A 24,649-nucleotide genomic window follows, 5' to 3' on the forward strand; every position below is an offset into this window, starting at 1 on the left:
GAGGGTGGGATTTCATAGACGCGCCTTATAGGGCGGCATTTTTTAAGGAGAACACGATGGCAGTCAAAGCATTGACGACGCAGGCCGAGATCGAGGCGATCATGGCACCGGACGGACCGGCCGCGCTGATCGACTTCTGGGCGGGGTGGTGTGGCCCCTGCAAGATGATGGCCCCGCAATTTGAGGCGGCGGCCGAAGAGATGGCCGACCAACCTGTGGCCTTCTACAAGCTCGATACCGAGAACTATCCGGCACTTGCCCGGGCGTTTAACGTGCGCAGCCTTCCGACACTGATCGCGGTGCGAGATGGGGAGATCCAGGAGGTTTCCATCGGGGCGAAGAGAGCCGCTCAGATCGTGGCGCTGGCGCAGCGCATTAACCCGGATCGCCCGCCTGGATTTTTCAAAAAACTATTTGGTGGATGAGGACGCCCCGGCGAGCCCGACCTCTCTGAGGAGGCTCATTTCGAGGTGGTCATCCGCGATGAGCCCTGGCGAGCACCACCGGCTTTATCGCGGTACCTGTACCATCCACGCCTGCGTCAGGCTTACCTTGAGCGGGTGACGAAGGCCGATGCCCTGATATGTGTCGTTTTTTAAGGAGATGCTGATGAAGCGTGATGGCGAGTATGGGACACGGATATGGAGCATCGCCCCCCGGTGGCCGGCCCTGCTGCTGGGTGGCGCGATGGTGCTTGGTGCCTGCGAGCGCGGACCCGAAACGGCCGCTCCGGAAGAGGTGGCGGCACAGGCCGAAACCGAGAAAGAAAAGCACAGCACTGATGCTCCCGACACCGTGTCTTCGGAGGAGGAAGCTCAAGACAGGCCTGCCCTACCCGAGGGTTGGAACCTTCTTCAGGCGGAACGTCTAAGCGCTGAGCAACGCGCGCAGCTGGAGCGGGCTGAAGCGGCGCGGAAGGCCCTGGCGAGCACGCTGATGGGGCGGGTGATGGGGGTGGTCCAGGAGAAGGGGGCACCGGCGGCGGTGGAGGTCTGCCATAGCGAGGCAGGTCCCCTGACCGCGGAGGTGGGTGAGGAGCACGGGGTGCGCATCGGCCGCTTCTCCGAGAAGTTGCGAAACGCAGATAACCAGCCGCCTCCCTGGGCCGCGGCGGTGGCCAACGAGGCCGGCGAGCCACGCGTGGGCGTGGGGCCTCAGCAGGAGCTTGCGGTGCTCAGCCCGATTCGCATCGCCGCGCCGTGTCTTACCTGCCACGGCGATCGCGAGTCGCTGGCGCCGCAAGTCGCCCGGGCGATCGCCGAGTATTATCCCGAAGATCGAGCCACCGGCTATGCCGAGGGCGATCTACGGGGTTGGTTCTGGGTGGAGGTACCCGGAAGTTGAGAGGGTATGGCCGACCCTCGGTCGGTCGATTCTCAACAACGATGCGGGTGGTGCACGACCCTCGGTCGAACGATCTTCAGCAATCACGCGGGTGGTGCACGACCCTCGGTCGAACGATCTTCAGCAATCACGCCGCGATGTTCGTCCCTCGGTCGAACGAGCTTCAGCAATCACGCCGCGATGTTCGTCCCTCGGTCGGACCGTCTGCAGCAATGCTGCTGGCAAAATCTGCACACGTCTCGCCCAAACGCAGTAATCCCGACGCCTGTGCTAGACGCGAGCCAAACCATTGGCTACCTCTGAGAGAGGTCATCGAAGGGGTCTCTCTCGGAGGTTTTTTATGGGTCGTCGTGTTTCACTGTCGTCGTGCCTGGCTACAAGCGCGCTCTCGCTCCTGGTTGCGCTCGGTGCCACGGCCTGCTCGGGTTGTAGTGATGAAGATCTCACCGGCACTCAGATCTGTGCAACTGACGAGGACTGCACAGGTGCTGAACGGTGCGTAGCCGACCGCTGCGTGGAGGACGACGCCGGCGGCGACACCGACACCGGGGCGCTCGACGGCGGTGAGGACGGCGGCCATGATGCCCGGGATGACGCCGATGCCCCGCTGGAGTGCGGCGTCGATGAGAGCGCGTGTGCCGGGGTCTGCTGTAGCGCCGAGCAGGTCTGTCTGGGAGATGCATGCGTCGACACACGGGGGGAGTGTGAGCGCACCGAGGAGTGCGCACTCAACGAGATCTGCGAGCCCTCCATCGGGCAGTGCCTTCCCCGCGACCAGATCGCCGTCTGCGAGTACCGACCTCCGGTCGGGGAATTGGAGCCCTCGCCGGGCTGCACCTGGGTGCCCGACGGGCTGGAGTTCGAAGGCAGAGGCGATGTGGTGGCCGTGCCGGTTGTCGCAAACCTCAGCGATGATAACGGCGACGGTGTCACCGATACCGACGATATCCCCGACATCGTCTTCCCATCGTTCAACCGCAACAGCCAGGGCTGCTGCAACGTCGACGCCACGGTGCGCGTGGTGGAGGGGCGCTGCGCCGAAGACGGCACCATGCGCACCATCGCCTCGATCAGCGAGCCTCCCGTCAACAACGACTCCGGCCTGGCGCTGGCAGACCTCGATGGCGACGGCGTCGCCGAAATCATCGGCGTAACGCGCAACGCCGCCGGCCAGCCCCAGGGCACAGTGGCGTTTCGTCGCATCAGCGACGACGCCAGCCAGTGGGAGCCGATGTGGCATAACCCCGACTATCCCGCCTGGAATGTTCATACCCGCGGAGGCGCCAACACCTCGGTGGCCGATCTCGATGCCGACGGGCAACCGGAGGTTATCATCGGCAATGTGGTGCTCAACGGTCAGAGTGGCATTCTCAAATGGGATGGCGTGGTCACAAGCGCCGATCACACCGGCGGTCCCGGTGGCATCGGCAACAATGCGTTTCTGGGGCCCTCCTCCACGGTGGCCGATGTGACGCTCGACGGCACCCAGGAGATCATCGCCGGAAACACCCTCTACAACCACCGCGGGGAGGTCTTATGGACGTACGCCTTCACCTCGCAGAACTCCCGCTGTCAGGGTCCCTTAACCTGTGACGGATTTAACGCCGTGGCACGTTTTAACGAAGGAGATCATCCCAACATCGTGCTGGTGCGCCGCGGGGAGATCATCGTGCTCGACCACCTGGGCCAGGAGGTCTGGAAGATCGGTGTGCCGCTGGACGACTGCTCCAACGGCAATGAGGCTGGCCCGCCCACGATCGCAGATTTCGACGGCGACGGGATCCCCGAGATCGGCACTGCCGGCGCCGACTTCTACGTGGTCGCCAAACGGGAATGCGACGTCGACAACTGGGAGGCTCTGGGCTGCTCCGATCGCGGTATCCTCTGGAAGACCCCCAACCAGGACTGCTCCAGCCGCGCCACCGCCTCCAGCGTCTTCGACTTTGAGGGTGACGGCAAGGCGGAGGTTGTCTACGCCGATGAGCAAAACTTCTACATCCTGGATGGAACCTCGGGCGAGGTGCTCTTTGAGGACGGGCAACACGAGAGCAATACGCGCATTGAGATGCCGGTGATCGCCGACGTCGACAACGACGGTTCGGCCGAAGTGCTGGTGGCCTCGGCGTATGGAAATCGCGGCGATCGCCCGGGGCTGTGGGTCTGGAAGGACGCCCGAAACAACTGGGTACGCACCCGACGCATCTGGAACCAGCACGCGTATTCGGTGACCAACATCACCGAGGACGCACGTGTGCCCCGAATCCCCGAGCGAAACTGGGAGAACGGCCGGCTCAACAACTTCCGCCAGAACGTCCAACCCGATGGCCTCTTCGACGCGCCGGATCTGGTCGTGGAGGAGGTCACCACCAATCAGGTCTCCTGTGGGACGGAGGGCGAACTGCGCATCAGCGTGGTGGTAGGCAATCAGGGGGCTCGAAGTGTGCCTCAAGGCACCCCCGTGGTGGTGACGCTCTCACGCAACAGCACCGTTTTGCTCGATGAGCGTCTTGAGCTGAGCGAGGCGTTGCTCCCCGGCAACACCGAACGCTTTGAGCTGAGCGTGGAGGTAACCAACGCGCTGCTGCAGGCTGAATTCGAGCTGCGCGTGGGAGCCGATCCGGACAACCGTTTCAACGAGTGCAACGAAGACAACAATGAGCAACTCGTCGAAGGGGTGCAGTGTCGCATCCTCGGCTGATCATCGTGCTGGCGGCCAACCCTCGGTCGGCTCATTCGCCCGAGAGTTGGTCACCTCCCACGAAGTTTGACCGACCCTCGGTTCGACCATCTTAAGACGTGTCCGACCCTCGGTTGAGCAATACGTCGGCTCCAAGCGCTCCGACGCCTTCTCGCATCTCACCTCTCCCCCCCCTTTTTCCCGTTGACCGCTTCCCCTCACCTACCATGGCAGGCGTTCCGGTTTGGTGACCAGTGTTGGTGCCAACGTTTATCGCAGAACCCCACCAGGGGTCTTCTTCGACACACCCACACCTTTGAGATGTGTCCGACCCTCGGTTGAGCAATACGTCGGCTCCAAGCGCTCCGACGCCTTCTCGCATCTCACCTCTCCCCCCCCTTTTTCCCGTTGACCGCTTCCCCTCACCTGCCATGGCAGGGGTTCCGGTTTGGTGACCAGTGTTGGTGCCAACGTTTATCGCAGAACCCCACCAGGGGTCTTCTTCGACACACCCACACCTTTGGGTGGCGTTTTTACAGGAGGCATCATGAGCACCGACCCTCATCATCAGCTACTGATCAAGTGGCTTGAAGGCGCATATACACTGGAGAAAACTCTGAGCAAGGCACTTACCCGACAGGCCAAACACGCCCGGGAGTTTCCCGAGCTGCAGGCCCGTCTCCACGAGCACACACGCGAGACCAAACGTCACTGCGAGCTTGTAAAGCACTGCCTGAAAGACCTCGGCGCCGAGGCCCCGGAGTGGCGCGCGAAAGCATCGGGCTTTGCGGGTGCGGCTCAGGCCGGATTCACGGGGTTTCTGGACAACACCTTTGTCAAAGACACCATGATCGGGGCCGCCAGCGAAGAGTTAGAGATCTCGATGTATCAGGCCATCATCGCGCTGGCGGAGAAGTTGGGAGAAGCCGAGATCGCCAGCATCTGCTCAGATATTTTAGAAGACGAGCGCGCGATGCTCGCATTTTTCAACGATAATCTCCCCCAGATGATCCGCGCCGGAGTGGAGAACAACATGCTGAGAGGATGACATCCCCCGCGATCCAACAACCGGGCTCACAAGACCTGCCGGTTGGCACCGACAGCCAGTGCGCGTGATGTCCAACCGAGGGTTGGACATCACGCGATTATGCTCAACCGAGGGTTGGACATCACGTCGGTGTGGTGCGTCGCAATAGCACGTGCATTTTTGCGCTTTTTGCGACCTCGGACGCGCATCATGAGTCGTGAGATTCCGTTCTGGTGCCTGGATCCAGCCCGTACCGGCCACAAACAGACACAACCCGGCCCTCGTCAGCCTCACCCGGGCCGGAGGAGATTGGAACCTGTCGCGCGGGCTGAAAAAAACGCCCCTCACTCAAAATCCCCCGTATATGTTCCATCGCTGTGGGCACTCGAAGAGCACCGGTGCCTTAGCATCTAGAGCCGGCAAACAGCCTCACGAGCCCGCGTCGGGAAGAAGAACATGATTCCCCGGAGGGCAATGCCCCAGGCATAGCGCCAACTCTTCTGGCCCCGCCGGCTTGCAGCTAACACGAGCGTGTTGCTTCAACCAGAGGGTACCGCAGGGGAACACGACTCCGGTCTTTTTGGCCTTCCACCGCAAGCGAATCCGCTCGTAGACGCGAACAAACGACGCGTACTGAAGCTCCGCTGCCTCGCGCAGCGCCGGGAACGTTGCGACAAATCGCGGCGCTTTCTGCACGCGCGGACAGGGGGTCGAAGGCCGCGTGGTCGTCGGTAACCCCAGAACTCTGAGCACACCCTCCGCGCCGACCTTCCCGCGCTCTCGCTCCGCGAGCACCTCCTTGAGCGCATCGTCCAGGAGCCCCTCAAAGTGCTCCTGTGCCTCCTCCAAACTCATCTGCTCGTAGCCGGGGGGAGGTGTCGGAGTAAACTCCACGTACTTCTCGGAGCGCCTCCCGTAGCCTTCGGGCTTCATGACCCGCATCGGTTTTCCCCAGTCTCGAGGCAGTATCATCATACCCGGCCACTCCTCAGGGTGGTCGCATTCACCGGTACGCACCGGATTGAGCCAGATGTAGATCAACTGCTTGACCAGCGCCGCCTGATCGAGGACCACCATGTCGTGGTACCCGCGGGAATCCCAGAAGTAGCCACTTCGATCGAGGTCGCGGTTTCGCGCGCGGGCCACCCCGGCCATCGCATCTCGCATAAATCCACTCCGCGTGGCGTGCACATCGGTGGCCAGCACATGAACATGGTTGGACATGGCGACGAAGGCGTGAATGCGCAAACCGTGGCGCGAGGCGGAACGTGCGATCTCGTAGCGAAAAATCTCGTTCATCACGACATCCGGCCGCAGCAAAAACTCGCGATCATGGGTGCGACGGCTCATCACGGCGACCTGATTTTCGGTGTGGCAGCGAGGTAGGGTCATGGCGCGTTTCTCCCTTGGTGAGTCGAAGTCAGACGTCGTTTTTCTGTTATCGACAGCCGGGCGGAGATGTTGCGTGAATCTTCAGACTTTTTTCGTTCCGACGTGGTTGAAGCCCCGATCACGTTGGTTGGCCCTGCGCGTTGACCATCCTCCGGTCAGTCATGTTTCACATCACAGACACTGAACGTGACCAACCCTCGGTTGCACAATCTCCCACATCCATGCCGGGATACGACGCGCCATAAAGCAAGGCCCTCCCACGTGTCACGATGCCCACCGCCCCCCATACCTCCGACTCGCTCTCTCCACGTCACCGCCCGGGAACCTGGCGAGGAAGGACTCTCTCGTGAACGAAACGATCGCCTTGATGTCCACCCCCCGGTCACCTATCACCCGCATCCTCACAGCGCGTTGACCAACCCCCGGTCGCGCACCTCGACACGGCTCCTCCATGAACGACCCAATGCTGCTCTCGCATGACGGCGATCTTTTCGTCATCAATAAACCCGCCGGCTGGGTGGTGCACCCCACCAACGATCCCGCGATGAAAGATCTGGTCAGCTGGCTCAATACGCTGACCGGCACCTCTGAAAACGCACCGATTCATCGCCTCGACCGCGAGACCAGCGGCGTCGTACTGATGTCACCTTCCCCTGAACTTCGCGCGGAGTTGGGCGAGTGGTTCGCGCAGAACCAGGTGCGCAAAGAGTATCGAGCGCTGGTCTACGGGTCGCCTCCCAACACCATGACGCTCGATGCTCCGCTCTTTGATCGGCGCCGCGGGCGGCCACTTAACGCTCGGACCCGAATTGAGACTCTGGAGCGATTTGTCTCCTGCTCCTACCTGCGGGTACAGCCAGAGACGGGACGCAAGCACCAGATTCGCCAGCATCTTCAGCGAGAAGGCCACGCCATCGTTGGCGAGTCGCGTTACAAGCCTAAAAAGTTCTTGAGAGTTCCGGGCTTTCCGGGGCGTCTCTGGCTGCACGCGTTGCGACTGGAACTTCCCGACGATCGCGTCATCGAAGCCCCGTTGGCGCCCGAGCTTGACGCGCAACTTACGCTGCTTCGCTCACTCACCGAAGATCCGCGCTGACGTTGCACATCCGGGGGGCGAACTTCACCCGGTATTTTAGCCCACTTTGCGCCTCCGGCGGTCGAACTTCACCCGGTGTTTTCGCCCACTTTGCACATCCGGGGGTCGGACATCTCCGAGGTCGGACATCTCCGAGGGTCGGACATCTCCCAGGTTTCTCGCCACCTTTGCACATCCGAGGGTCGGACATCTCCCAGGTTTCTCGCCACCTAACCCTCGATCTTCAGGCCAAAACGTGACACCAGACCGGGAAGTTGCTCCAGACGCACCTTCATCCCCCGGGTGCGACTTTTGGCCGGGTCGAGCACCAGGTTAAGCGCTCCCTGAAGATCGGCTCCTTCCAGGTTAGCGCGCTCCCAGCTCACCCCCGCCACATCGCTCTGCTCAAACGTCGCCTGGCGAAGGTCGGCCTCATACAGATCACTCTCCTGGAGACTGCAACGTACAAACGATGTCTGGCGCAGGTTCAGCGAACGCATCGACGCGTAGTTGAGGTTGCTTCCTTCAAAGCCCACGCTGAATCCGAAGTCGCTGACCTCAAAAAAACTCACGCCCATCAGCTTGCAATCCACAAAACGCACCCCCTGCAAACGCGCGCCAGCCAGTTTGACCATCGCCAGGTTGCAACCTCGAAAGGTGCAATCAACGAAGGCAACCTGCCGAAGATCCGCTCCCAGAAACTCGCAGTCAACGAACTCGCAGGCGTAAACCTCCTGCTCAAAAGGACGCTGATGAGTAAAGTCCGCGGCGTCAATGGTGGTGTTGAGGTAAGAGTCGGGGGAGGGAAGATCGCTCATCAGGAGCCACACATAAAAGGAGGGGGGTTGGACCCGGAACGGGGTCTGGAGGGGGGGCGAACGTTGTTCCAACCTCCCAATAGCCGACCTCTGCCGAGCGGGGCAAGAGAGCGTTGAGCAAACGTCTGGAGCGTTCGACCGTCACCCGCTTCATTCCTCGCGTTCGACCATCCCCCGGTCGCGCATCACCCGCTTCATTCCTCGCGTTCGACCATCCCACGGTCGCGCATCACCCGCTTCATTCCTCGCGTTCGACCATCCCTCGGTCATGCAAATGCCGCTTCATTCCTCGCGTTCAACCATCCCCCGGTCCGCCCCCTCAACGCCGCCCCGCACCCTCAATAAAAATCTCCAGCACCCGATCAATGGCCGGCTTGAGCGCAAAAGGCCCCTCAAACGCCCAGTGGATCGTCAGCGAATGCAGATGCCCCCCCAGCGCCAACACGTAGTCCATCGGCTCGGCCTCACGCAGCTCTCCGGCGGCGATACCCTGCTCCATGAGATCCAGCCACACGCGCTGGTTGGCGCGGTAGGTGGTCAGAATCTCCTCGTCGACCTTATCCGAAGGAGGCCCCATCGGGGCGTTGACCATCGCCGCCACAAAAAGCTCGCGTTCCTCCTCGGCGAACTCCGCCAGCCGGTAAAGCAACCAGCGGGTGCGCTCCCGAAAGCCCAGCCCGTCCGGAGGTGGCTGCACGATCACCTCAGTGATACGCGCACGCACCGAGCGCCACAGCGTGCAGAGGATGTCATCGCGATTGGCAAAGTGCTTGTAGAGCGCCGAGGTGGAATAGCCAGCCTGGGTGGCGATCTCCTCCACGGTCATCGACTGACCGCGCTGATTATAAACCACCGCCGCCGCTTCCAAAATGCGCTCACGGGCCTCCGTATGGCCCAGACGCTGTCGGTTCGCATCACTCATGCAGGGACTCGTCGTTTCATCGAAATATCCATGGAGGGAGGCCCTGAGTCTGACTCAGCCGCGTGACATTGGCCAGCGCGGGGACCACGCATGGCACCATAATGCGGGTGGCACATCGACGCATCTCGCGACCGTATCGCCTCGCCCCGACTCATCCCACCTCGTCGGCAGCATCATCGAGGCTGACCATCAAGCTCGCCACAAGGCGAAAAACGCGCCGCCTCAGCCAGCGCCTCGATCAACGCGTCAATGTCATCGCGATCCGTATACGCCCCGAACGAAGCGCGGGCCGTGGCGCAAAGCCCCAGCTCACGCACCAGCGGATGGGCGCAATGCGATCCGACGCGCACCGCCACATTCTGCGCGTCGAGCAGCTCGCCAAGGTCGTACGCGTCAACCCCGCGCAACCCAAAGGCGATCACCGCCGAGCGCTCCGCCGGGCTTCCCACAACCTCCACCCCCTCAACCTCCTTGAAACGCTCCAACGCATAGGCACAAAGCGCCTCCTCGTGACGCTGCAACGCCTCCATTCCAAATCCCTCCATCCAGTCGATCGCCGCCGCCATCCCCACAGCCTGCGCCACCGGCGGGGTTCCCGCCTCCAGCCGGTTTGGAAGTTCAGCGAAGACGACCTCATCCTCCCGAACCGACGTCATCATCCCACCACCCAGCTCCATCGGACGCAGTCGCTCCAGCGCCTCCGAACGCCCGCAGAGCACCCCCACCCCGGTAGGCCCGTACATCTTGTGGGCCGAGCACACAAAGAAGTCGCAGCCCAGCGCCTTCACATCGATCGCCCGATGCGCCACGCTCTGCGACCCATCGATCACGCTCAGCGCGCCGTACCCACGCGCCATCTCAACCCACTCCGCCACCGGATTGACCGTCCCCAACACATTGGAGACATGCGTCAGAGCAACAATCGCAGTACGCGCACCGATCATCGCCTCCGTCGCCTCCCGGTCCAACTCCCCTCGCTCGTTGAGCGGAACCACCCGCAGCCTCGCCCCGCTCTCCTCGGCCAGCGCGCGCCAGGGGAGCAGGTTGGCGTGATGCTCCATCGCGCTGATCACGACCTCATCGCCCGGCTTAAGTGCCCCGCGAAGTCCGCACGCAATCAGGTTGAGCGCATGCGTCGCACCCCGGGTAAACACCACCGAGCTGCTCGTTTCAGCCCCCAGAAACGCCGCCACCCGCGCCCGGGCCGCCTCATAACGCTGCGTCGAGCGGCGCGCTCGCCAGTGCCCTCCTCGCCCCGCCGAGCCGGTCTCCGTGGCATAAAAGTCGCTCAACACGTCGATCACCGGCTGCGGCGTCAACGTCGTCGCCGCGCTGTCCAGATAGGTCCAGCGCCGCCCTACCTCCCCTCCCTGGTGCAGCGCCGGGACCTGCTCGCGCACCTGCGCCGCGAGACACGATGGTTCGCTCGTGATGCTGACATCTCCTTCGGGTCGCTTCACGTTCACAGACACCTCCAGTTCTTGCGCCTCAATCCGATTCGAACGTCTCTCCATGCGACATCGCCACGCCACCGGGTATGCAACATCAGCGCGTGATAGGCCCTCCACACTCCTTTTTGCGCTCCACCGACATCATAGAGAACATAAGACCCCTTCCTCCCACGAGCGGCACCCTGGCATTCCCGGAGCCCATTGCCGCGTCGCAAAACTCCTCACGCACCCCGCCCTCGCCTTGATTTCACGTCAACGTCGCCCCCCTTACGGGGTAATCCATCTCTTGACACTTGACGCAACGAATGCGGGCTGTGAATAGTAAAAATACTCCACCTGACGCGATCGTTCCGCTCTAAGCTAACGCGCGGCCTTGTGTTTTGCGAACTTCATCTCGCCAGAAACACCAGGCCTACTCGCCGCTGCCCCCCGGGAATTCCCCTATGGCGATCCATCCCCGACTGCGCACTCTTCTTAATACGCTGGACATCGACGATCCCCGAGCCATGCCCGATGAGGCGACCTGGGCGCGAATGCTCGTCGGTATCAATCAGATCTGCGCGGAGTCGGAACATAACGCCTTTCTGCTCCATCAGACCCTGGATACCCTCGGCGAGTCCTCGCGTCAGCTTGAGTCTAAGGTCAACGAGGAGCGTGAGAAGTTGCAATCTCTGCTCAGCGCGGTTGAAGACGGCGTCTGCGCCATCGACCGCCGCGGGCGCCTGCTCTTTGCCAACCCGGCCGCCTCTCGCCTCTTCGACAGCACCATCGACGACACCTTTAAGCTCCTGGAGCGCCTGGGCGTCGACCGCAGCGGCCCCGAAGCCGATCCGGCACCGGAGCGCAGCGCCCAGGCGCTGCTCAACTCCGGCGCTACCCTTCGCGACGACGATGGCCTGCTGGAGCGCAACGGCTCCGGTGCGCTCCCTGTCTCCTACATCCTCAGCCCCATCGATCGCGACGGGGTGGTTGTAGGCGCGGTCTGCGTGATCCGCGACGTCACCGAACAAAAAGAGGTCGCCGACCGCCTCCAGCGCCTCAACGACGAGATCACCCGCGCCCGCGACCAGGCCATCGAGGCCAATCAAGCCAAAAGCCGCTTTCTGGCCAATATGAGCCACGAGCTGCGCACCCCGCTCAACGCCGTCATCGGCTACACCGAGCTTATCCGCGAAGACGCCGAGATCTTCGGCTACAACGACATCACCCCCGACCTTGGTAAGATCTACACCGCCGCCAAGCACCTCCTAAGCCTGATCAACGACATCCTCGATCTCTCCAAGATCGAGGCCGGTCGCCACGAGATCGTCTGGGAGAGCTTCGATCTTGGCGAGCTCATCGCCGATGTCATCTCCACCATGGAGCCGGTCTCCCGCGCCAAAAACAACCACTTTGAGGTCCTCGTCGAAGCCGACCTGGGCATGATCCGTGCCGATCGCATCAAGCTGCGCCAGATCCTCATCAACCTGTTGAGCAACGCCTGCAAGTTCACCGAAAACGGCCACGTGACCTTGAATGTGCGCCGCGAAGAATCCGACCCCGGAGAACACTTCATCTTCGATGTGACCGACACCGGCATCGGCGTCGTCCAGGAGAAGATCGACGAGCTCTTTGAGCCCTTCACTCAGGCCGACAACTCCACCACCCGCCAGTACGGCGGCACCGGCCTGGGACTGACCATTACGCAGCACTTCTGCCGCATGATGGGCGGTTTCATCCATGCCACCAGCAGCCCCGGCGAAGGCTCCACCTTCAGCGTGCACCTGCCCGCCCCCCTGGTCGCCAGCGAGGCGTTGAACGCCATCGACGAGGCCGCCGCCCTGCCGCGCGCCGCCCGCAACGACCACACCGTACTGGTCATCGACGACAGCGAGACCGTCCACGAACTTCTGCGACGCCAGCTCGGGCGCGCCGGCTACCGGGTCGTCAGCGCCATCAGCGGCGATGAAGGCCTGCGCATGGCCCGCGCCGTCGGCCCCTCGGCCATCACCCTCGATGTGATGATGCCCGGACGCAGCGGCTGGGACACCCTGGCCGAGCTCAAATACGACCCGGAGCTGGCCCACATCCCGGTGATCATGCTCACGATGGTCGTCGACCGCAAAAAAGGCTTCGCGCTGGGGGCCGACGACTACCTGGTCAAACCGGTCAGCGGCGACGTGCTCCTGCGCACCCTCCAGCGCTTCGAGCTGGAGCGCGGTGAGTTGCAGGCGCTCATTGTCGAAGACGATGACGCCACGCGCGAGGTCATGGACCGCACCCTTCAAAACGCCGGCTGGAAGACCACCACCGCCATCCACGGTCGACAGGCTATCGACCGTCTGCGCGCGCTCGATGCCAAAAATCTCCCCGACATCATCCTCCTCGATTTGATGATGCCCGAGATGGACGGCTTTGAATTTCTCGAAGTGCTGCGCGCCGAGCCAGCCCTGAGCGACATCCCGGTCATCGTGGTCACCGCCCGCCAGCTCTCGCATAAAGAACTCCACCAGCTCCAGCAGGTCACCGAGCGGGTCATGCGCAAAGGAAACTTCACCGGCACCGAGCTCGTCGAAGAAGTCGACCGCCTGGTCGCCCCCGGCGTCCGACGCCAGCTTACTCCGGAACTCAGCTGAGCATCGTATCCGAACATCGCCCTACGTCTCCCCACCCCTGTCGTTGGAGTCGCCCATGAGTCCCCTGCACGATCTGGAACGCTGGAGCCCCGAGTACGACCTGCGATTTGTGGCCGAGACGCCCGTCTGCGGGCACTGCCATCACTACAACCTCTTTATCGACAAGACCGTCAACGATGCGCTGGGGCTTGCCGCCGGCACAAAGCTGCGCACCGAGGCGGCCCGCGAGTTCTTCTGGGCGCTGCTCAACCGTGCCACCGTCGACCTCCATATCGATGAGCCCGCCGCCCGCCTCTCGCTCGCCGAAGATCTCTTTCGGACCTGGGGGCACGGCCGCCTTGAGCTCGGCAGACTCACCCCGCAGGGGGGCGTGGCCCTCGGCCGCACCCTGCACTACAGCACCAGCTGGCGCGAGAAGTTCGGCGACCAGCCCCGCTACTCCCCGGCCGACGCGCTGGCCGCAGGCTTTGCAGAAGCCGCCATGGCAGTGGCCTTCGGCCTCCCCCCCCACACGATCGAGGCCACCGAGACCCTCTGCCAGGCCATGGGTCATGAGAGCTGCGAGTTCCGCCTGCGCCGGGTCGAAGGCGCCGCCGCCCTGCGCCCCCCGCTCAGCCAGCAGGCCACGCTCGATGTGCTCCCGGCGAGCTTCGGCGGCCGCTCCGAAGACGAAGTCCAGCGCCTGACCGAAGGCCTGCGTGACTTTCTCGCCAGCGTCAAAGGCGATGAGCGCGGGCTGATCGAGGCCTTCGGTGTCTTTGTCACCTTCAGCCCGGTCAACATCTACAACCGCCTCTCCTACGAGATGCTGGAGACCTTGAGTCAGCGCCACGAGAGCTTCGCGCGGGTCTCCGCCGGACTCCTGCGCGAGGCCGGCCGAATGTGCGGCTTTAACACCTTCGGCGGCATCATCGGCTCGCCGGAATGGGAGGCGCTCACCGGCACCAGCGAACGCGACGCGCTCACCGTCGCGCTTCATGCCTGCACGATCGCCCGGGGCTTAGGGTTTGGGCGATGGTCGGTGGCCGACTTTGAGCCGGGCCGCCTGCTGGTTCTCCAGGCGCCCACCACCTACGAGGGGCCCTATTATAAGCTGCGCCACGGCCAGGGCTCGACCCCCTCCTGCTACCTCTTTGAAGGGGCGTGTGAAGCCATCGCCCAGCTCGGCCACGCCGTCGACTGGAGTTCAACCCCCGCATTCACGCCGGCGTTCTACGACGAGATGAGCAACGATCCCGACAACCAGTGGCAGGCCGAGCAGACCCACTGCGTCAGCTGCGGTGACGATCATTGCGAAGTCATCGTGACCCGGCAGATCCGATGAGCTCCCCCGCGTTCGATGCGCCCCTCAACCTTCGAAAAGATCGGGCCTGCATCGACGATCTGCTCTGGCGCCTCGACCTCCCCGAAGACACCGACCTCACGCGCCTGCCCGACGCCCTGCGCGAGGTCGGCCTGACCCGACGGGGCCAGGCCTCCAGCCTCCCGATGTGGGTGTTTTTCAGCGCCGAGGACCACCGCCTGCTGGTGGTTCCCGCGACCGGTCGCCTGCAACTTCGCGTGCATTACGCCACGCCGCGCGACACGCGTCGCAACGCCGCCCGCGCCCTGGCCGAGCAGGTCGCCCGGGCGCTGGCCGCGTGCTGAACATCCCCCCTTAACTCCCGCCCATGCGCTCAGGAGAGCGGCTCGGCGTCGCTCTTTTTGGAGCTTCCCGGCAGAGGAATGAACTCCTCCTCATCATGCACCGGAAGTTTGATACGCCCGCTCTCCCAGTCGGCTTTGGCCTGCTCGATGCGCTCCTTGCTCGACGAGACAAAGTTCCACCAGATATGCCGCTTCCCCAGGGGCTCCCCCCCGAGCAGCATCACGGTGGCCGGGGTGCGGGCGGTGATCACCGGATCTTTTCCGGCCTCCACCACCAGGAGTTGCCCCTTTTTATAGATCTGCCCGCCAAGCTCCACCTGCCCGCGCGCCACATAGATCGCCCGCTCGCTGTAGCCTTCGGGTAGTTTCAAGCGCGCCTCCGGCGCAAGCTCGCTGTGCACATAGAAGAGCGGCGAGTGCGTCTGCACGGGGCTTTTAAGCCCGTAGGCCTCACCGGCGATCACCCGCAACCACACGCCCGATGCATCATCGTGGGGAAGCTGCGCCTGCTCGTAATGATGAAACGTCGGCTCGCTCTCCTCCACCTCCTCCGGCAGCGCCACCCAGGCCTGCAAAAGCTCCAGGTCGCCCCCGGTACGCCGAAACTCCTCCTCAAAACGCTCCGAATGACTCACGCCGCTGCCGGCCGTCATCCAGTTCACATCCCCCGGCTTGATCACCTGCTCGTAGCCCACGCTGTCGCGGTGCATCCACTTGCCGTGGAAGATGTAGGTGATCGTCGAGAGCCCGATATGCGGGTGGGGCAGCACATCCATCTCCTCGGAGATCACCGGCGAAAGTGAGACCGGCCCGGCGTGATCCAGAAAAATAAAGGGCCCGACCATCCGCCGCTTGCGGTAGGGCAGAATACGCGCCACCTCAAAGCCGGGGCCAAGTTGGGCAGCGCGGGCATCAATGACGATGTCGAGCATACAAACTCCTGAGATTCGCAGGTGGGGGGCGCCGGGGGTTCGCGATGTCGGGCGATTTGTGGGCGCGGTGGCGGGTTCGCTTTGTGGTTGGGTGGTTGGGTGGTTGGGTGGTTGGGTGGTTGTGGGGCGCCGGGGTTTGCGGTGATGGTCGATTCGTGTGGGCTATCGGGGTTCGCAGTTCGAGCCCGAGACCGAGCACGAACCCAAGCCCAAGCCCAAACCCGAACCCAGGCCCGAACCCCTACCCCACCAGCGCCGTTCCGGGGCGTTTACTCCTCCACCACCACCTCGTCACCTTCGACCACCTCGTCACCTTCGACCACCTCGTCGCCTTGGACCACGTCCTCCTCCTCCGGCAGCCCCGCGCGCCGCCGGCTCGTCGGCCGCACCCGATCGGCGTGGGCCGGCATCTCGGCCAGGCGGTAGAGGTTTTCGAGGATCGCCGCCACCGGCGCATAATGCGTCGCCCAGACCTCCTCGGCTTTGTTGCGCATATTCTGGGCGTCCTGCGTCTCCCGCGTCTCCTCGACCAGGGCCCCGGACGTCTCTTCGAGTTTGCTCAGGCTGGCGCTCAACCCCTCGGCGCGCTTTTGGTAGTCGGGGCGGCCCAGGGCCGCAAAGCGCGGCTCAAAATCCAAAAGACCGCCCTCCAGCTGGCGCAGCACGTTGCGCCCCTGGGTGATCAGCTCGTTGGCGTTGTAGGCGGTGACCCCATCGAGCCCCAGATGCGCCGCCGCCCGCATGCCGTAGTCGGCGTCGACCGCCGAGCGAAACGCCAGCACATGCTGGCGCACCTCCTCGATCTGGGCGTCGCGGCGATCGCGCAGCACGCCGTCCTGGCTGACCTCCGAGGCCACCTCCCGATCGAAGGCTTCCATCGTGTCGTAGTCCTCCTGCAGCACGCCCGTCAGCGCCACCACCAGGTCGGCCATCGTCAGCGGATCGGGCACCTGATCCTTGAAGATGATGCGCTCCAGGCGAGCGCCCAACTCCGCCTTGTTGACACTCGCCGAGCTCACCACGGTGTTTGTGACGCCGCGTCGATTGGCTACCATTTTCGTGATCTTGGCCATGACCATGCTCCCCATGCATCGCCCCACCCAGCACCGCGGACCGACCACCGGCGCGCCGGCTGGACTGCTCAGGACGTCGTTATGTTGAATGAAAAAACGCTATCCCGCGGCGCGCGCTCCCCGCAAGCTCCGAGCGCCGATAAGCCCGGAAAGCGCCCGCGGGTCAAAAAGCCCTCTCATCCTGACTCGCCCCCGACTCCCCGGCCCCACCTTCCCCCTCAGCTCGCCCGGAGGGGCGTTTTGTTTTGAAAAACGCTTTTCACTCAGGCTCATGCGCGCGTTTTCGCGCTCAGAACACCTCCCATCCTGACGCGTATCTGACTCTGCAACGCCACCTCCCCTGCTCTGCGACTCCCGGGGGTGGTGACGCCGCAGACCCGCGTTCGCGTGAGACCAGGAGGCCTATTTCAAATTGAAAGACACGTCTCATTCCCACCACAGGCCTGCTCCGCGCGAAAAGCGACGTGTCAGGTGCCCTGGCACCCGGGGTGGCGCTGAAAAGGAGCGTTGAAGGCAGCGTGGAGGGTTGGTTTCGGCAAAAGGGGGCGAATCGGCCCCTTTGGGATGGTCCGGGCGCGTGTCCAACCCCCGGTCGGGCAGCGCGAGGGCGTTACCGTCACGTGTCTGCTCCTTTTTTCGCCCCCTCCCTCACCTGCAATTGACTTCAGCCTCGGCAAGTGTAAAGAATTGTTTCATCGCTTTTAGAACACGTCCGCCATGCACGTCGCACAAGCATCATGCCCCTTGAGCTACGGCCGCACTGCGCCTTGCTCTCACCCCATGGAGCCCCACTTGCAGACTACGTACCGCACGTCGTTGTTCGTAACCTTCACCGCCCTCCTGCTCACCTCTACTGCCGCCGGCTGCGGCTCCGAAGCCCCCCAGGACGCCCCCGCGCTCAGCGTGACGGAGGCCACTGGCGAGCAATGCCCTTACGGCGGTCAGGTGATCCTGATCGGTGACGCCGAGCACGTCGTCTGCCAGGGCGCCCCTGGCGAGGATGGCGAAGCTCCCGAGATCGAGATCTCCGACGCGACGGCCGAAGAGTGTGCCGAGGGAGGCGTGGTCGTGACCCTCGATGGCGACTCCCACGTGATCTGCGACGGTGAAGATGGCGAGGACGGCGACGACGGCGAGGACGGCGAAGCGGCTATGAGCGTGGTGGTGCGCGCCGGTGAGGCCGATAGCGCCCAATGCGAGTTCGGCGGCACGTTCCTGGAGTTCGGTCACGACACCAACGCCAATGGCGCCCTCGACGACGACGAAGAGGTGGTCGAGAGCACCGCGATCTGCAACGGCGCCACCGGAGAACAGGGGGCCCCGGGCGAAGATGGCGCGCCGGGCCTCAACTCGGCGATGCGCGTCAGCGCCGCCGACGTGGCCACCTGCGAGTTCGGCGGCACCCTCATCGAGTTTGGCCTGGACGCCAACGCCAACGGCACGCTCGATGCTGAAGAAGCGGTGCTCCAGAGCGATGCGATCTGCCACGGTGCCCCGGGTGAGGACGGCCTGACCCCGCAGGTCACGCTGAGCAACGCCACCTCCGCAGAATGCCCCGGCGGCGAGGGCACCCTGCTGACGATTGGCGAGGAGTCGACGCTGCTCTGCCCGCTGATGGTCGTGCGCGCCTCCGATCTTCCCACCGGCGCGCTCCTCGTCGACAACGCCACCCTCTGGAACGATGCCCCTCTGGAGTGGCGCCTGGTCCACCATAACTACGGTGATCTGACCAACGCCGTGACCCTGCGCACCACCGAGAGCGTCGCGTCGCGGGGGATTTATAACAGCGACTGGTCCAACTCCTGGGACTCAAGCGATCTGCGCCTCTGGCTCAACTCGACCTTCGCCGACGCCTTCTCCGTGGCATTGAATGCGGCCCTCGCGCCCACCACCGTGGCCTGGACGTCCATCCACAGTGGTTCTGTCTCCACGGGGGAAGCCATCGATCCGGTCTTCATCGCCTCGCGCACCGAGCTCGGCGGTGAAGCGGTCGCCGGCGAGGGCAGCGTTTTGGACTGGTTCGCCGACCCGGCCACCGCTGCGGAGCGACGCATCGAGAGCGCGACGCCGGGTCAGTACTGGACCCGCACCGGCATGTGGACCACCTACAGCGGCACCGAATATGCCATGAGCGCCTGGCTTGTGAACGCATCCGGCGACTTCGTCACGGGCAACTGGACCAGCGACTCTTTTGGCATCTGGCCGCTGATCACCATCGACGGTGACACCCTGGTGGTTCAGCGGGAGAGCGATCGCTTTGAGATGATCACCCTCGACTAACACCTCCATCGGAGCGACGCGCAACTCGTCATTCTGAACATGGTTTTGAAGAGCGCCGGCCCACCGCCGGCGCTCTTTTTTTTGGGGAGGGAGTGACCCTCGGTTGTGCACGGGGGCGTCATTCATGGAGATGCGGCGGGCTTCTATCGTGCACGGAATCGAAGCCGTCCGCCCCTCGGGCGCATTCCAAAACACGCATGGCACATGTCGGCCCGGTCCCGCGCGACAGCTGGCACAGCCCTTGCCTCAACTCATCCTACCGATGCCAGACACCCTTTTTCGGGGTAGACCTACCTCCGATGACGCCGATCGCCAGACACAAATATGGACAGGCATCTATCCACACCCTGTCTTCGCTGCTCGCCATCTTTCACCAAAATAACCCCGGGAAACCTGATGATGCGTTCTACCACCGCCGCTGCTCTTGTCGTGTTTGGACTTCTTTTACCCGCCGCGGCCTCTGCCGAAACGGATATCTCCGCCGACGGTTATTGCGCTGTGAATACCACTCATTCCGCCGAGCTGGAGTGCCTGACCATCGCCGGCAACTACACCTCGGATCTCTATTACAATGAGATCTGCAGCCGCACCCTCACCCTCACCAACACCTGCGAGGTTCCTATCTCGATCGTGGAACTCGATTGCGAGAACGAGGCCTGCATCTCCGAAACTCTGGAGCCCGGCGACGAACTCGCAGTCGATCTCGCATTGTCAGAGCCCTACGCGTACGGCGACGAGAGCAGTCTGTCTCGCCATTTCGAGGTCAGCACGGATACCACCGACATCGGGATCGAGATCACCATCCGCAACTTCTATGAAGAGCCCGAACATCCCTACGAGCCCCCCATCGACGAGGGTGATACGGGTGAAGAGCCCGGCGGTGCCGACACAGGGGACGAGAGCGATACGGGTGAAGAGCTCAGCGGTGCCGACACAGGGGACGAGAACGACGCGGGCTCTGGCAACGAGCAAACCGACCCTGGTGAGGGCAGCGCGGGCGGCTGCTCGACCTCCGGCAACACTCCGGGCTCGGCGCTGCTGACGATGGCCGGTGCCCTTGGTCTGGTCATACTGCGCCGTCGGCCCTGACATCACCCCGGGGCCCGCTGTCTTAGAGCGGTGGCGAGGGACGTGAGGCCGACTCCCCCGGTCGGCCTACCATCGCCGCGATCTGCCCCAGAAAGCCCTCGACGAAGGCCTCCACATCGGCCCCCTCCACGGTGTCGTAGTCGTCCTCATCGGCAATATCGAAGCCGATCTCACCTTCCATCCGCCGCCCGAGTGGCTCCATGCCCATCTGCTTGATAAAGCCCCGAATTGAGACCGGCGGCTCGGCGGTAAACGAGGCGAAGATCGCCGGGTTAAAATCCGTCTCAATAATCAGCCGCTCGATGCAAGCCAGGCTCTCGGCGCGCAGTGCCTCGGCGTCATCATAGTTGCTGAGACTGACACTGAAGAACGCGGCGGGCATATGTTGAAGCTCCCGGTGCCGAGCCCCAATCAACGCCTCAATCCGGGGCGCATACTCGCCATCATCGAGAGCGCTGCCGAAGATCACGCCGTCATAACCGTTGAGCTCCAGATCCTCGGGGATCGCGTTGGCGGTAAAAAGCTCGACGCGGTGCCCCATCTCCTTGAGGTGGGTCGCGATCGCGTCGGCGATCCGCCGGGGTTCGAGCACCTCGGCCTGATAGATAAGAGCGCTTCGGGTGATGATGTCCATGGATCCCTCAAGGTGAAGTCTGCCTGAGTCGCTGGTACTACACCCAAAATAGACCCGCCCCCCACGTCACCAAAATCTCGTGTGCGGCGACACCACATTCACAAGCCCCCACAGCGGCCAGGGCATGCTCGGGCTCGGCCTCGGGCGCCCCCCATCGCCCACAAAAACTCCCCCCAACCCGAGTGCATCCAGGGCGACGCTCGGCACCGAGTGCATCCAGGGCGACGCCTGGCACCGAGTGCATCCAGGGCGACGCTCGGCACCGAGTGCATCCAGGGCGACGCCCGGCACCGAGTGCATCCAGGGCGGAGCCCAGCAAGGAGGCAGGGATGAAGCTGTAGCAGCGCTACCGCGAATCCCTGACGACGCCGCTGGCTTCGTCCTGGGGCACTCGGCGGCGCTCGGCGGCGTTGTTCGACCCAGAACCCTCTGGCATACTCGCGGCGAGATGACGTCCTTTTGATGACTCTGATGCGCTTCTTCTTTCCGTGCTGAACACCTCCGGCGCCTGGACAATGCATGCGTGGTACTACGGGAAAGTGTCCCGGCTGTGATAGCAGCGGGGAGGTCGCCGCGCCCTGTGAGGAGCGCGGATGCAGCAAACGCGGGCTGCACTTTATCTCCAACACCCACTGGGAGCAGGCCCACCGTGGTGCGGCCGAGCAGCCCGACCCGGTGATCGGGCAGATGGTCGGCGATTTTCTGGTCGTGGGCACCCTGGGTTCGGGAGGTTTCGGACGGGTGTATCTGGCGTTCCAGTCGCCGCTTTTAAGGCTTAAGGGGGCGCTCAAGCTCATCAACGTCGATACCGACGATCCCGAATTCTCCCGGGTGCTCCTCCAGAAATTCCAGAGCGAAGCGGAGGTGCTCGCGCACTTAAGTCACCCCAATATCGTGCGCCTGCTCAAGTACGGCATTCACGCCGGGCGCCCCTATCTGGTGATGGAGTTTATTGACGGTAGCCGCACCCTTCGCGATGAAATCCACGCCCGCACCCAGGACGGCCGCGGCTTCAGCGCTGAAGAGATTCTTGCCATCACCAACCAGCTCCTCAACGGGCTGGGCGCCGCCCACCAGGACAGCATCGTCCACCGCGACATCAAGCCCGAAAACATCATGATTCAGGCCGTCGTGGGCAACCCCCTCTACGTGCGCCTGCTGGACTTCGGGCTGGCCAAATTCGTCGAACACAAGAGTGACACCCGCTGGCACCTGGGCTCGCCGAATTACATGGCGCCCGAGCAGATCTCGCGCAAGAATCTGGGGCCCTGGACCGATCTTTACGCCGTCAGCGTGATGCTCTTTGAGTTCCTGAGCGGCCGCCGCCCCTTCCCCGGCGCCTCCGAGCAGGAGGTGCTGATTAAGAAGATCAAAGAGGAGTTTGATCCCCTTGATGAGATCGCCGATCTGAACGTCCCGGAGGTCACCCGCGCCTTTCTGGCCCGCGGGCTGGCGCGCGATCCTCAAAAGCGTTTTCAGGACGTTGAAGCGCTGCGCCGGGCGATGCACCCGGCCGTCGAAGCGCTCTCCGGCCAGCTCGGCCCCCGGGGCACCCTGCTGCCCGGGCGGACCGCGCACCTTGGCTCGCAAGATCTCCTCGACCTGAAGACGGTGCGCGGGGAGGCTGACGCCGGGCTTCTTGCCCGCTCCGGCGACGCAAAACCCACCTCGCGCGTCACCCCCGACGACCTCGCCACGCGCCGCGTCCCCGGCGCTGAAGAACTCGCCAGCGAAGTCGCTGCCGATAGCGGCAACGATGTCGCCGTCGCTGATGCCGACGTCTCCGACGACGTCGACGTCATCACAGCACACAAGCACCAGAGCGAGCACGAGAACGAGCCCGTGTTCGAGAACGAGATCGAGAACGAGCCCGTGATCGAGAACGAGAACGAGAACGAGTACGAGTACGAGAACGAGCCCGTGTTCGAGAACGAGATCGAGAACGAGAACGAGAACGAGAACGAGAACGAGAACGAGAACGAGAACGAGCACGAGCACGAGAACGAGCACGAGCACGAGCACGAGTACGAGCCCGAGCACGAGCACGAGCACGAGAACGAGAACGAGCACGAGAACGAACCCACCACACCCTCCTCCCGAAAGCCCGCCGCGTTTCTTCTGGGTGCGCTGCTACTCACTCTGGCTGGCGTGGGCATCGCCGACGTTTACGGCCCCGGCGTTCTTCCGGCGCCCTTTTCCCTGAAAGCCCTCCTCGGCGGTGGGGCTTCCTCGGAGGCGCTGGCCGAGACGTCCCTCGGACCCGACGACGAGATTTCGAGCGCGGATTCAGACGCCGGCGCCCTCTCGATCGCCCCGCTTATTGCGAACGCGAGCCACGCCGTCGAAGCTGCCCTGAGCGCTGCCGCCGACGGTCTTCCTGGCGAGGCGATCGCCGCCGAGCCCCCGCGCCACGTGCAGCAGATGGCGCTCGGCAAGTTCCACTCCTGCATTCTTCTGCGCGAGGGCCAGGTGCGCTGCTGGGGGGCAAACTTCGACGCCGAGCTGGGCCTGGGCCACCGCGAGCGCGTCGGCGACGACGAACCGGCCTCGGAGGCCGGGTTTGTGGCGCTGGGAGAGCCGGCCATCGCGATCGCAGCCGCCGGCGACTACAACGCGTCGTTTACCTGCGCGCTCCTGGAGAGCCGCGACCTGCGCTGCTGGGGAAGCAACCACTTCGGCCAGCTCGGGCTTGGCCGCGACGTGCGCCGCATCGGCGAAGACCCCCTCCCCCTCGCCATTGAGCCCATCGCGATGGGCGGGCCGGTCAAAGCGGTGACCGTCGGTGCGATGCAATACGCCACGCACGCCTGCGCGCTGCTCGAAGATGGCGCGCTCAAGTGCTGGGGCAACAACCGCTACGGCCAGCTCGGGCTTGGCCACACCCACCACCTGGGCAAGGCGGAGGTTCCGGCCAACATCAACCCGGTCAACGTCGGCGCCGACGTCCTCGATATCAGCGCCGGGAAGTTCCACACCTGCGCGCTCCTGGAGGGCGGCCAGCTGAAGTGCTGGGGCCGAAACCAGGCCGGTCAGCTGGGGCAGGGCCACACCGATAACATCGGCGACAACGAGCACCCCGCCGACATCAAGCCCATTGATGTGGGCGATGAGGTTTTGGCCGTCTCCGCCGGCCGCAGCCACACCTGCGCGCTCCTCCCTGAGGGACGCGCCCGCTGCTGGGGCTGGAACGAGCACGGCCAGCTCGGCTACGGCCACACCGACACCATCGGCAACGACGAGCCCCCGGCCACCGCCGGCGACATCGACGCCGGTGGCACCGTGTTGCAGATCGACGCCGGCGGCCTGCACACCTGCGCGCTCTTAGAGGGCGGCCGCGTGCGCTGCTGGGGCGACAACCGCTTTGGCCAACTCGGTTACGGGCATCGCCGCTCCGTCGGCACCGAGGCGCCCCCCTCCTGGGCCACCGACGTCTATCTGGGCGGAAAAGCCGTGGCCATCGAGGCCTCCAACTACCACACCTGCGCGCTGCTCGAAGACGACACGATGCGCTGCTGGGGTTTTAACGATTTTGGCCAGCTCGGCTACGGCCACACCGATCTCATTGGCGATGACGAGGCACCCGCCATCGCCGGTCCGGTCCCGGCCTACACCCTCGACACACCCGACGAATAATCTCGCTCCGGTCGTTTTTCCGACGTTTGAGCGCGATGAC

General features: G+C 63.8%; 18 protein-coding genes. 11 read left to right on the forward strand and 7 right to left on the reverse strand.

Annotated features, from left to right (window positions below; all coding sequences use genetic code 11):
• Window positions 1-56: 56 nt before the first annotated feature.
• The 4 genes from EA187_RS08540 (at window position 57) to EA187_RS08555 (ending at window position 5,069) form a co-directional block, all read left to right on the forward strand.
• Complete coding sequence (locus EA187_RS08540) at window positions 57-425, forward strand: thioredoxin family protein (RefSeq protein WP_115606099.1); 369 nt, start codon at window positions 57-59, stop codon at window positions 423-425.
• A gap of 184 nt (window positions 426-609) precedes the next feature.
• Window positions 610-1,344, forward strand: coding sequence for a c-type heme family protein (locus EA187_RS08545; protein WP_164856129.1), 735 nt, complete (start codon window positions 610-612; stop codon window positions 1,342-1,344).
• A gap of 340 nt (window positions 1,345-1,684) precedes the next feature.
• The gene (locus tag EA187_RS08550; protein WP_127779976.1) at window positions 1,685-4,042 is read left to right on the forward strand and encodes an FG-GAP-like repeat-containing protein; all 2,358 of its coding nucleotides are present in this window, start codon (window positions 1,685-1,687) and stop codon (window positions 4,040-4,042) included.
• 526 nt (window positions 4,043-4,568) lie between these two features.
• A complete protein-coding gene (locus EA187_RS08555; RefSeq protein ID WP_115606094.1) occupies window positions 4,569-5,069 on the forward strand; it encodes a DUF892 family protein in 501 nt (166 codons plus the stop codon).
• A gap of 408 nt (window positions 5,070-5,477) precedes the next feature.
• Here the strand turns inward: EA187_RS08555 and EA187_RS08560 are convergent, their stop codons facing one another.
• Entirely contained in the window at window positions 5,478-6,440 is a 963-nt protein-coding gene (locus EA187_RS08560; RefSeq protein ID WP_115606093.1) for a hypothetical protein, read from the reverse strand.
• Between the two features lie 451 nt (window positions 6,441-6,891).
• Between EA187_RS08560 and EA187_RS08565 the strand changes: the two genes are divergently transcribed.
• A complete protein-coding gene (locus EA187_RS08565) occupies window positions 6,892-7,536 on the forward strand; it encodes an RluA family pseudouridine synthase (RefSeq protein ID WP_127779977.1) in 645 nt (214 codons plus the stop codon).
• Between the two features lie 209 nt (window positions 7,537-7,745).
• On the opposite strand, the gene EA187_RS08570 is transcribed toward EA187_RS08565, so the two are convergent.
• From EA187_RS08570 to EA187_RS08580, 3 genes are all read right to left on the reverse strand, one after another.
• Entirely contained in the window at window positions 7,746-8,333 is a 588-nt protein-coding gene (locus EA187_RS08570; protein ID WP_127779978.1) for a pentapeptide repeat-containing protein, read from the reverse strand.
• A gap of 319 nt (window positions 8,334-8,652) precedes the next feature.
• On the reverse strand, window positions 8,653-9,255 hold the full coding sequence (locus EA187_RS08575; protein ID WP_115606089.1) for a TetR/AcrR family transcriptional regulator: 603 nt from the start codon (window positions 9,253-9,255) through the stop codon (window positions 8,653-8,655).
• A 173-nt stretch (window positions 9,256-9,428) separates the two neighbouring features.
• Window positions 9,429-10,721 (reverse strand): aminotransferase class V-fold PLP-dependent enzyme, encoded by a 1,293-nt coding sequence (locus EA187_RS08580; RefSeq protein ID WP_164856130.1) that lies wholly within the window; start codon window positions 10,719-10,721, stop codon window positions 9,429-9,431.
• Window positions 10,722-11,149: 428 nt separating this feature from the next.
• Here EA187_RS08580 and EA187_RS08585 point away from each other — a divergent pair, with 428 nt between their 5' ends.
• From EA187_RS08585 to EA187_RS08595, 3 genes are read left to right on the forward strand one after another with little or no spacing between them, the layout of a single operon-like run.
• A complete protein-coding gene (locus tag EA187_RS08585; RefSeq protein WP_127779979.1) occupies window positions 11,150-13,321 on the forward strand; it encodes a PAS domain-containing hybrid sensor histidine kinase/response regulator in 2,172 nt (723 codons plus the stop codon).
• Window positions 13,322-13,376: 55 nt separating this feature from the next.
• Window positions 13,377-14,645, forward strand: a complete 1,269-nt coding sequence (locus EA187_RS08590; RefSeq protein ID WP_127779980.1) for a hypothetical protein — start codon at window positions 13,377-13,379, stop codon at window positions 14,643-14,645.
• On the forward strand, window positions 14,642-14,968 hold the full coding sequence (locus EA187_RS08595) for a hypothetical protein (RefSeq protein WP_115606084.1): 327 nt from the start codon (window positions 14,642-14,644) through the stop codon (window positions 14,966-14,968). Before EA187_RS08590 ends, EA187_RS08595 begins: the two co-directional genes overlap by 4 nt.
• Window positions 14,969-14,997: 29 nt before the next feature.
• On the opposite strand, the gene EA187_RS08600 is transcribed toward EA187_RS08595, so the two are convergent.
• Window positions 14,998-15,900, reverse strand: coding sequence for a pirin family protein (locus EA187_RS08600; RefSeq protein ID WP_127779981.1), 903 nt, complete (start codon window positions 15,898-15,900; stop codon window positions 14,998-15,000).
• A 269-nt stretch (window positions 15,901-16,169) separates the two neighbouring features.
• Window positions 16,170-16,973, reverse strand: coding sequence for a hypothetical protein (locus EA187_RS08605; RefSeq protein WP_127779982.1), 804 nt, complete (start codon window positions 16,971-16,973; stop codon window positions 16,170-16,172).
• A 792-nt stretch (window positions 16,974-17,765) separates the two neighbouring features.
• Between EA187_RS08605 and EA187_RS08610 the strand changes: the two genes are divergently transcribed.
• Together EA187_RS08610 and EA187_RS08615 are read left to right on the forward strand one after the other, a co-directional pair.
• On the forward strand, window positions 17,766-19,253 hold the full coding sequence (locus EA187_RS08610; protein ID WP_127779983.1) for a DUF7151 family protein: 1,488 nt from the start codon (window positions 17,766-17,768) through the stop codon (window positions 19,251-19,253).
• A 396-nt stretch (window positions 19,254-19,649) separates the two neighbouring features.
• A complete protein-coding gene (locus EA187_RS08615) occupies window positions 19,650-20,342 on the forward strand; it encodes an MYXO-CTERM sorting domain-containing protein (protein WP_164856131.1) in 693 nt (230 codons plus the stop codon).
• Between the two features lie 22 nt (window positions 20,343-20,364).
• Here EA187_RS08615 and EA187_RS08620 read toward each other — a convergent pair whose 3' ends face one another.
• Window positions 20,365-20,976: a flavodoxin domain-containing protein gene (locus EA187_RS08620; protein ID WP_115606077.1), complete on the reverse strand. Its 612-nt coding sequence runs from the start codon at window positions 20,974-20,976 to the stop codon at window positions 20,365-20,367.
• Window positions 20,977-21,495: 519 nt separating this feature from the next.
• Here EA187_RS08620 and EA187_RS08625 point away from each other — a divergent pair.
• Complete coding sequence (locus EA187_RS08625; protein WP_127779985.1) at window positions 21,496-24,609, forward strand: RCC1 domain-containing protein; 3,114 nt, start codon at window positions 21,496-21,498, stop codon at window positions 24,607-24,609.
• Window positions 24,610-24,649 lie beyond the last annotated feature (40 nt).

The sequence above is a fragment of the Lujinxingia sediminis genome (genome assembly GCF_004005565.1).
In the GTDB taxonomy this organism is placed as follows: domain Bacteria; phylum Myxococcota_A; class Bradymonadia; order Bradymonadales; family Bradymonadaceae; genus Lujinxingia; species Lujinxingia sediminis.

Coding starts and splice junctions, on each gene's coding strand:
- EA187_RS08540 (WP_115606099.1), top strand. CDS start 57: ATGGCAGTCAAAGCATTGACGACGCAGGCCGAGATCGAGGCGATCATG.
- EA187_RS08545 (WP_164856129.1), top strand. CDS start 610: ATGAAGCGTGATGGCGAGTATGGGACACGGATATGGAGCATCGCCCCC.
- EA187_RS08550 (WP_127779976.1), top strand. CDS start 1,685: ATGGGTCGTCGTGTTTCACTGTCGTCGTGCCTGGCTACAAGCGCGCTC.
- EA187_RS08555 (WP_115606094.1), top strand. CDS start 4,569: ATGAGCACCGACCCTCATCATCAGCTACTGATCAAGTGGCTTGAAGGC.
- EA187_RS08560 (WP_115606093.1), bottom strand. CDS start 6,440: ATGACCCTACCTCGCTGCCACACCGAAAATCAGGTCGCCGTGATGAGC.
- EA187_RS08565 (WP_127779977.1), top strand. CDS start 6,892: ATGAACGACCCAATGCTGCTCTCGCATGACGGCGATCTTTTCGTCATC.
- EA187_RS08570 (WP_127779978.1), bottom strand. CDS start 8,333: ATGAGCGATCTTCCCTCCCCCGACTCTTACCTCAACACCACCATTGAC.
- EA187_RS08575 (WP_115606089.1), bottom strand. CDS start 9,255: ATGAGTGATGCGAACCGACAGCGTCTGGGCCATACGGAGGCCCGTGAG.
- EA187_RS08585 (WP_127779979.1), top strand. CDS start 11,150: ATGGCGATCCATCCCCGACTGCGCACTCTTCTTAATACGCTGGACATC.
- EA187_RS08590 (WP_127779980.1), top strand. CDS start 13,377: ATGAGTCCCCTGCACGATCTGGAACGCTGGAGCCCCGAGTACGACCTG.
- EA187_RS08595 (WP_115606084.1), top strand. CDS start 14,642: ATGAGCTCCCCCGCGTTCGATGCGCCCCTCAACCTTCGAAAAGATCGG.
- EA187_RS08600 (WP_127779981.1), bottom strand. CDS start 15,900: ATGCTCGACATCGTCATTGATGCCCGCGCTGCCCAACTTGGCCCCGGC.
- EA187_RS08605 (WP_127779982.1), bottom strand. CDS start 16,973: ATGGCCAAGATCACGAAAATGGTAGCCAATCGACGCGGCGTCACAAAC.
- EA187_RS08615 (WP_164856131.1), top strand. CDS start 19,650: ATGATGCGTTCTACCACCGCCGCTGCTCTTGTCGTGTTTGGACTTCTT.
- EA187_RS08620 (WP_115606077.1), bottom strand. CDS start 20,976: ATGGACATCATCACCCGAAGCGCTCTTATCTATCAGGCCGAGGTGCTC.
- EA187_RS08625 (WP_127779985.1), top strand. CDS start 21,496: ATGCGTGGTACTACGGGAAAGTGTCCCGGCTGTGATAGCAGCGGGGAG.